Annotated in this window: 10 protein-coding genes and 1 tRNA gene; 8 read left to right on the top strand and 3 right to left on the bottom strand. The window is 37.4% G+C overall.

Annotation, left to right across the window (positions count from 1 at the left end; translation table 11 throughout):
- The 3 genes from HMPREF1128_RS10410 to HMPREF1128_RS09110 form a co-directional block, all read left to right on the top strand.
- Positions 1-336, top strand: a 336-nt coding sequence (locus HMPREF1128_RS10410; protein WP_231287872.1) for a hypothetical protein, incomplete at its 5' end; no start/stop codon positions are given.
- Positions 333-572 (top strand): hypothetical protein, encoded by a 240-nt coding sequence (locus HMPREF1128_RS09115; RefSeq protein ID WP_035530536.1) that lies wholly within the window; start codon positions 333-335, stop codon positions 570-572. The genes HMPREF1128_RS10410 and HMPREF1128_RS09115, both read left to right, overlap by 4 nt.
- 18 nt (positions 573-590) lie before the next feature.
- Positions 591-1,247 (top strand): DUF4230 domain-containing protein, encoded by a 657-nt coding sequence (locus HMPREF1128_RS09110; protein ID WP_007526608.1) that lies wholly within the window; start codon positions 591-593, stop codon positions 1,245-1,247.
- Between the two features lie 107 nt (positions 1,248-1,354).
- Here HMPREF1128_RS09110 and tehB read toward each other — a convergent pair whose 3' ends face one another.
- The 3 genes from tehB to rsmD form a co-directional block, all read right to left on the bottom strand.
- Positions 1,355-2,227: an SAM-dependent methyltransferase TehB gene (tehB, locus tag HMPREF1128_RS09105; protein WP_007526604.1), complete on the bottom strand. Its 873-nt coding sequence runs from the start codon at positions 2,225-2,227 to the stop codon at positions 1,355-1,357.
- A gap of 107 nt (positions 2,228-2,334) precedes the next feature.
- Positions 2,335-2,646 (bottom strand): HI1450 family dsDNA-mimic protein, encoded by a 312-nt coding sequence (locus HMPREF1128_RS09100; RefSeq protein ID WP_007526612.1) that lies wholly within the window; start codon positions 2,644-2,646, stop codon positions 2,335-2,337.
- An 11-nt stretch (positions 2,647-2,657) separates the two neighbouring features.
- Complete coding sequence (gene rsmD / locus HMPREF1128_RS09095; RefSeq protein ID WP_035530532.1) at positions 2,658-3,257, bottom strand: 16S rRNA (guanine(966)-N(2))-methyltransferase RsmD; 600 nt, start codon at positions 3,255-3,257, stop codon at positions 2,658-2,660.
- 91 nt (positions 3,258-3,348) lie between these two features.
- On the opposite strand from rsmD, the gene ftsY reads away from it, so the two are divergent.
- From ftsY to HMPREF1128_RS09070, 5 genes are all read left to right on the top strand, one after another.
- Entirely contained in the window at positions 3,349-5,028 is a 1,680-nt protein-coding gene (gene ftsY, locus HMPREF1128_RS09090; protein WP_007526591.1) for a signal recognition particle-docking protein FtsY, read from the top strand.
- Between the two features lie 87 nt (positions 5,029-5,115).
- Complete coding sequence (gene ftsE / locus HMPREF1128_RS09085) at positions 5,116-5,769, top strand: cell division ATP-binding protein FtsE (RefSeq protein ID WP_007526607.1); 654 nt, start codon at positions 5,116-5,118, stop codon at positions 5,767-5,769.
- Between the two features lie 3 nt (positions 5,770-5,772).
- Positions 5,773-6,705: a permease-like cell division protein FtsX gene (gene ftsX / locus HMPREF1128_RS09080; RefSeq protein WP_007526599.1), complete on the top strand. Its 933-nt coding sequence runs from the start codon at positions 5,773-5,775 to the stop codon at positions 6,703-6,705.
- Between the two features lie 59 nt (positions 6,706-6,764).
- Positions 6,765-7,517 carry a DNA polymerase III subunit epsilon gene (gene dnaQ, locus HMPREF1128_RS09075; protein ID WP_007526618.1) on the top strand — a complete coding sequence of 251 codons (753 nt, stop codon included), beginning with the start codon at positions 6,765-6,767 and terminating at the stop codon, positions 7,515-7,517.
- A gap of 100 nt (positions 7,518-7,617) precedes the next feature.
- Positions 7,618-7,694 (top strand) — tRNA-Asp (locus HMPREF1128_RS09070).
- Positions 7,695-7,751: the final 57 nt, after the last annotated feature.

The following is a 7,751-nucleotide window of genomic DNA, read 5'->3' as shown; positions in this document are numbered from 1 at the left end:
GCTTTAATTATGTTATTAGTTGGCGCATTTATTATGTGCGTTTGGTTTGTGTTTATATATTTTATTCTAACTTATAAGAAAAGAAATAGTCTATTATATAATATAATTATATTTTTTCAGTCTGAAAATCAAGTTTCTGATGAAAAGACAGTCTTTAGTTATCTTATGAAGTGCAATGTAAAAAATGTAACTAATGATAAGGTTTTAAAACTATTAGATTTGTTAAATGATAGGGGGAAAATTAGGAAAGAGGGAAATATGTATTTTTCAAATTTTTCAGGGCCTTTTAAGAATAAGATAATAAATTCATCTAAATCATCAAGAGAAAAGATATGAACTTATCAAAGATATTGACGAATATAATTGACGCAGTCGATGTTATAAAAAATGGAATTAAAAAACCAAATGATGAACCTATAACATTATCAATTAAAGGCTTTAGACGTTTATCATTTGGTATGAAATTTATTGTAATTTTAGGTATTTTTCTGCTTTTATTGTCAGTTCTATATTTGGGTTATGGTTTATTTATTTCCATGTTTTCTAATGATGCTATTAATTTTTCTTCTTAAACTTAAATTGAGGTTAAAATGAGTGAAAATATAAAAAATCCACAGAATGGATTAGTTGAGAAATTCTATAAATTATCTAATGGTTTAAAATCTTTAGTTATTGCAGGTATTTTACTGTTTGTAATAGTTAATATATATATGTTTTATAAGTCAATTGTTTCACATTCATCTGAGCAAACTAATGTTACAACATCTTTAGTTGGTAATTATATTAAAAAGTCAAAAGATATTGTAAGTTATAAATATTTCTATACTAATGCTGCAATGTTTGAAAATAAAAAGAATATTTATGGAATTAATCTTCCTTTAACATCTAAGAAATTTATTATTTCTTATGATGGAAAGGTCACTTTAGGTGTGGATCTTTCAAATGTTTCAACAGAAATAAAGGGAAATAAAATTCTTATTTCTAATATAGGAAATGCGAAAATTCTTTCTAATGAATTTGATGAGAAGTCAATGAAAATTTTTGATGAGTCTACTTCTTTATTTTCTAGTTGGAATATAAAAGATTATCAAAAGTTCTTTTCAGATCAGCGTATTGAAGTAGAAAAGAAAATTATGGAAAGTGATCTTCTAAAAGAGGCCAAATCTTCCGCGGAAGAAACAATTAAACAGCTTTTAATGCTTAATCCACAAATTGCATCTCAGTATCAAGTTGAGTTTAAAGAATAAAGATTAAAAAATAGGCAGTCGTAGATTGCCTATTTTTCTAATCTTATAAAGAACAAGCGGTCTGAATTTGCAAAAGTTTTGCGGAATCTGACCGCTTGTGGCAGGAACTATGCTAATTTCTTCGCTAGCATTGTGGCAAATTTAAGTTGGATACGGTTGCCGTTTTCATCGGTTTTGTGTAAGTGACCTAAATCTTCGTTATATTTCACTAATTCCCAGCCCTCGTAGTATTTCGCTAATTCGCCTTCTGCAAAGGTGAATGAGAATGGCATTGGGCAAGGGTATTCTGGCGTGCTCATGGCACAAACGATTAAGTTATAACCACCTACTTTCGTATTTTTCTGCATATTTTCAATGATAGCCGGAATACGTTCGCGGTTTAAGAACATCATCACTACGGTTGAAAGCACAAAATCGTACTCACCGTTTTGGCTGCCGATAGTCGCATCGTTGATGTCGTAAATACCGGTTTCGATATTTTTTAACCCTTCTTTCTCAATCATATAACGAAGGAATTCAATGCTTTCTTCATTGTAGTCTACTGCAGTAACATCAAAGCCGACTAAGTTTAGATAAAGTGAATTGCGACCGCGGCCACAACCAAGATCTAACGCTTTGCCACCTTGAATATAATTCATAGCGTTAAGCACTTCAGAGTGTGTCGTAGTCAGATTATATTTTTTCATATAATAGTCTTTCGGTTCACAATAAAATGCTAATTGGCATTCAAGATCATCGGTTAATGCTTCAACTCTATGCCAAAGTTGTGGCTCAACAAATGGCGCTTGATTTTCGGGGGTGAAAATCGCCGTTTCAACCACATCGCCTTCTTCGGTTAAAACGTAAAATTTTAATTCACCTTTTAAGATGGTTAATTTTGCCCAAGTGCCTTCTTTAGTGTTGTGTTTTTCTTGAAACATTTGTGGCAAGGTTTCTTTTGTCCAAACCGGCATCTGTTTATAGCAAATGAGTTGTTCCATTTTTAATCCTTATTTTAACGAATAAATTGTGTGAATTTTAACACGCTTACTTTTTTTGAGGCAATAAAAATCCGACTTTAAAAGTCGGATTTAATAGCTTTAAGGAATTATTCTTTCCACACGACATGATATTCGCGATTTTCTGGTTCGTGAGAAATCAGGAATTTGGCAAAAACATCATCCATTTCATCCTTATCATTCACTAAACCGACCCAAACTTCCGCAAAAGCTTCAGGATCAATCAGTGTGCCGATTTCTTCATCCCAATTCTCAGCGGTTTCAACCATTTCTACAGCACCACGTTCTTCAAATTGAAGATTAAATAGCAAGATATCCGCAGGATCTAAATTTTCGCCTGCCATTTCTAGAAAAATATCGTATGCGAGATCAATCGCTTCATCAGGGGTTAATTTTGTCATCTTTTTCTCACTTAGGTTTGAATCAGGCGGCTGGTTACCATACCTGCCGATTTTTCTTTAATAATTTGCCAACCTTCCGGTAAAACGAGAGGAGCATGTGTTTTTTCCGTTTCTACATAAAGTAGCGCATGTTCTGCTAACCAACCATTTTCGGTTAATAAGGTTAAGATTTTTGGCACGAAGCCTTGGTGAAAGGGAGGGTCGATAAATACCACATCAAATGCATTTTCACTGTTTTTTTGTGCAAGATACTGACAGGTATCACTATTTACGACACTACCTTTTTCAGTTTTTAATGCGCTTAAATTCTGCTTAAGCTGCTTGGCGGCTGGGGTAAATTTTTCTAAAAAAACGACCGCTTGTGCTTGGCGTGAAAGGGCTTCTAAACCGAGTGAGCCACTGCCAGCAAAGCAATCCAGACAACGACTGCCCGCAATATCATTCATAAGCCAGTTAAAGAGCGTTTCTTTTACGCGATCGGTGGTTGGTCGCAGGCCTTCTGCATTTAATACAGGGAGTTTCCGACCTCGCCAAAGTCCTGCAATAATCCTCACCTCTCCCGTTGGACGAGAATTTGGCGATGCCTCCCGCCCATTTCGATTTTTTTTCATACTCATAAAAAGGATTTTTTGCTAAACTACTGCAGTTTATTCTATTTTAAATATAAGTTGGGCGCAAATACTGCTCTAAGAGAATTAAATTATGTCTGAAAAGAAAAAAGGCTTTTGGTCTTGGTTAGGCTTCGGTAAAAAAGAAACAAAAAATGAAGAAACTCCAGTAGAAACCGCTGAAAAAGAAGTTACCGCTTCAGTTGAAGAAGAGCATATTCAGCCTATTGAAGGAGAAAATAGTGAGCAAGTAACTGCTCAACAAGAAGAAAGTTTAGCAACATCTTCTGTTGAAACTCGTATTGAAGAAACATTAGCTTCTATCAAAGAGTTCGTGGAAGAAAAAACGGAAGAAGTAGAAACATTCTTCGAAGAAGTTGGCGAAAAAATTGAGCAGTCGTTTGAAGAAGAAAAAGAAGAGTCTGTTCAAATTCGTGAAGTGGGAGCAGAAGTTACCGCAACAGCTGAAAATGAATTATCTCAAGCGGTCGAAAATCGACAAGATTTTGCAAATTTAGCAGTAGAAGCTGAAGAAAAAACAGATAATCTGCCAGAGCCAGAGCCAGAGCCAGAGCCAGAGCCAGAGCCAGAGCCAGAGCCAGAGCCAGAGCCAGAGCCAGAGCCAGAGCCAGAGCCAGAGCCAGAAAGTGCATCATTCCATCAAACACTCGAAGCAAAAATTGAAGCGGTTGTAGATGCGGAGTTAGATGAGGCAGTTAGCGATAAATCGGCAGCAGAAGAAAACTTTGAAGAGCTTAACGAATTAGTTGAGTTAGAAGAAGAAAAATTAGACGCTGAAGTTGAGCAAGTACCTGCTGAGTCAACAGAAAACTATCAAGAAAAACCAAGTGAAGGTGGTTTTTTCAGCCGTTTATTAAAAGGGTTAGTTAAAACTAAACAAAGTATTGGTTCAGGGTTCTTGAGTTTCTTCCGTGGCAAAAAAATTGATGATGATTTGTTTGAAGAGTTAGAGGAACAATTGTTAGTGGCAGACTTAGGGATGCCAACTACCACCAAAATCATTAATAATTTGACACAACACGCGAGCAAAAAACAGCTAAAAGATGCAGATTTGCTTTATCAGCAATTAAAAGTCGAATTAGCAGAAGTATTAAAACCAGTTAGCCAGCCATTAGAAATTGATAGCAGTAAAAAGCCATATGTGATTTTAATGGTGGGCGTAAATGGTGTGGGTAAAACGACGACTATCGGTAAATTAGCACGTAAATTCCAACAAGAAGGTAAATCGGTTATGTTAGCGGCAGGCGATACATTTCGTGCTGCGGCTGTTGAACAATTACAAGTTTGGGGAGAACGTAATCATATTCCTGTGGTCGCACAATCTACAGGTTCTGATTCAGCTTCAGTGATTTTCGATGCTATGCAATCTGCGCATGCCAAAGGAATTGATATTTTAATTGCTGATACGGCAGGTCGCCTACAAAATAAAAATCACCTAATGGATGAATTGAAAAAAATCGTGCGAGTGATGAAAAAATATGATGAAAGCGCACCGCATGAAATTATGCTGACCTTAGATGCTGGTACGGGGCAAAATGCAATCAGCCAAGCTAAACTCTTTAATGAAGCTGTGGGTTTAACGGGTATTGCGCTCACTAAATTAGACGGTACAGCGAAAGGTGGCGTGATTTTTGCCATTGCGGATCAGTTTAACTTACCAATTCGTTACATTGGCGTGGGTGAAAAAATTGAAGATTTGCGTCCATTTAATGCTGAAGAGTTTATTGAAGCGTTATTTGAACATGAAGCCTAGTGCTTTTTAGCTTCAAGCAGTTTGCAAAAAATTGGAAAAATGTGACCGCTTGTAGCTTATTTAATTTGTCGTGAAACGGGAAATACAATGATTAAATTTCAAAATGTGAGTAAAGCCTATAAAGGGGGAAAACAGGCCCTGCAAGGCATTGATTTTCATCTGCCGGCAGGCGAGATGCTGTATTTAACAGGGCACTCTGGTGCAGGGAAAAGTACCTTATTAAAATTGATTATGGGTATTGAAAGAGCGAATGGCGGTCAAATTATTTTTAACGGCCATGATATTACTCGTTTAAACCCTGTTGAATTACCGTTTTTACGTCGTCAAATTGGTATGGTGCACCAAGATTATCGCTTATTACCAGACCAAACTATTTTAGATAATGTTGCGTTACCGCTTATTATTCAGGGGATGAGCCCTCAAGTCGTAGAAAGAGAAGCACGCTTAGCGCTAGAACGTGTTGGGCTAGGCAATAAAACGAATTTCTTGCCAGTGCATCTTTCTGGAGGGGAACAACAGCGTGTAGATATTGCCCGCGCGATTATCCATCGCCCTGTATTATTATTAGCGGATGAGCCAACAGGGAACTTGGATGAAAAACTCTCATTTGAGATCTTCCGTTTATTTGAAGAATTTAATAATGCAGGTACTACGGTTATTGTTGCCACGCACGATACGAATATTATTACTAAACGTCCGAAGCCATGTTTAGTGCTAGAGCAAGGTCATATTAAGGGGTAAATCATGGCACGTTTGACTTTAAAATTAGGCACCCAAACAGGCTATATTTTGCGTTCAGTTTGGCAAGATTTAAAGAAGCATAAATTTGGTACTTTTTTAACGGTATTAGTCATTTCAGTTTCGCTCATGATTCCAATGGTGAGTTATCTGTTATGGAAAAATGCGAATCATGCTGCAACAGAATTTTACCCAGAGCCAGAATTAACGGTTTATTTACATAAAAACCTTTCTGAAAATGATGTGAATGCGGTGGTTGAGCGAATTCGCCATTTTGATGCCGATAAAATTGAATCGCTGAATTATATTTCTCGTCAACAAAGTTTAGAGGAGTTTCGGACTTGGTCTGGCTTTGGTGAGGCGCTGGATATTATTGATGAGAATCCTCTTCCGGCGGTTGTGACCTTAAAACCGAAAAAAGCCTTTAGTAGCAATGATGATATGTTAGCGTTACGCAATGGTTTGCAAGCAATTAAAGGCGTGCAAGAGGTTCGCCTAGATAATGGCTGGTTAGATAAATTAGGTTCATTAACTTGGTTGATTGCGCGAGTTGCAATGACTTGTACTATTTTGATGCTGATTTCAGTCTTTTTAGTTATTGGTAATGCAGTAAGAACCGATGTTGCAAACAGTCGTGCAGCTATTGAAGTTCAGCAATTATTAGGCGCTACCGACCATTTTATTGCCCGCCCGTTTTTGTATAAAGGCATGATTTATGGTTGTTTAGGAAGCTTATTAGCAGCGATTTTTAGTAGTGTGGTAATTAACTATTTTACGAGCGTCGTAAAATATGTTGCAGATATTTTTAGTGTGGACTTCACTTTAAATGGTTTAGGCTTTAGTGAATTCTTTTTCTTTACCGTAGCTTGTATTTTTGTTGGTTGGCTTTCGGCGAAGATTGCAACGAATCGACATATTTACCGTATTGGTTCACGTTAATCCATTCAAAAAAGTGCCACAGGTTGGCGCTTTTTTATTGTGTATTTTGAGGCAAAAAAGTGAGTGATGAACAGATAGTCCGTCAAGTGGTACTGGATACCGAAACCACTGGGATGAATATGACGGGGCAGCCACAAATTGGGCATAATATAATTGAGATTGGTGCTGTTGAAGTGATTAATCGCCGTCTGACGGGGCGAACTTTTCACGTGTATATTAAGCCACCACGTGAAGTAGATGAAGAAGCCATTCGTGTTCATGGTATTACCAATGAGTTTTTGCAAGATAAACCAGTTTTTGCCGAAATTGCAGATGATTTCTTGGCTTTTATTAAAGGTGCTGAGTTAATTATTCATAATGCGCCCTTTGACGTAGCGTTTATGGATCAGGAATTCTCGTACCTCAAAGATCCTCCGCCGAAAACAGCAGAAATATGCACTGTAACCGATAGTTTACAGATGGCGCGTAAGATGTACCCAGGTAAGCGAAATAACTTAGATGCACTGTGTGATCGTCTAGGCATTGATAACAGTAAGCGGGTGTTGCACGGAGCTTTACTGGATGCGGAGATTCTAGCTGATGTGTTTTTAATGATGACTGGCGGGCAAATTGCTTTGTTAGTTGATGAAGAAAATGCAACAGCCCAAATTGGCGAAGAAGTTGTGAAAATGAGTTATGATCTCAGCAATGCGGTTGTGTTAAATGCTTCAGATGAAGAACTGAGCGCTCATGAAACTTTTTTAGCCTTGATTGAAAAAAAATCAAAAGGGAACTGTATTTGGTTGCATCAAGCTGCGGAGAATGTGCACTAAAAAAACACCTTTTGTGTTCAAATTAAGCAAAAAAGTTTGAATTTAACAAAAAGCGTTTGACGAAAGATGACGAAATCCGTATTATGCACGCACCAGTTGCGGAGTGGTAGTTCAGCTGGTTAGAATACCTGCCTGTCACGCAGGGGGTCGCGGGTTCGAGTCCCGTCCGTTCCGCCACTTATTTCATATTATCCTCCTTGGTTAATGGGAAAAGGCCTCTGATTGATTCAGAGG

Origin of the sequence: Haemophilus sputorum HK 2154 (assembly GCF_000287615.1) — a bacterium.
Lineage (GTDB): Bacteria > Pseudomonadota > Gammaproteobacteria > Enterobacterales > Pasteurellaceae > Haemophilus_A > Haemophilus_A sputorum.
This window is presented reverse-complemented; position numbering and strand designations above follow the sequence as displayed.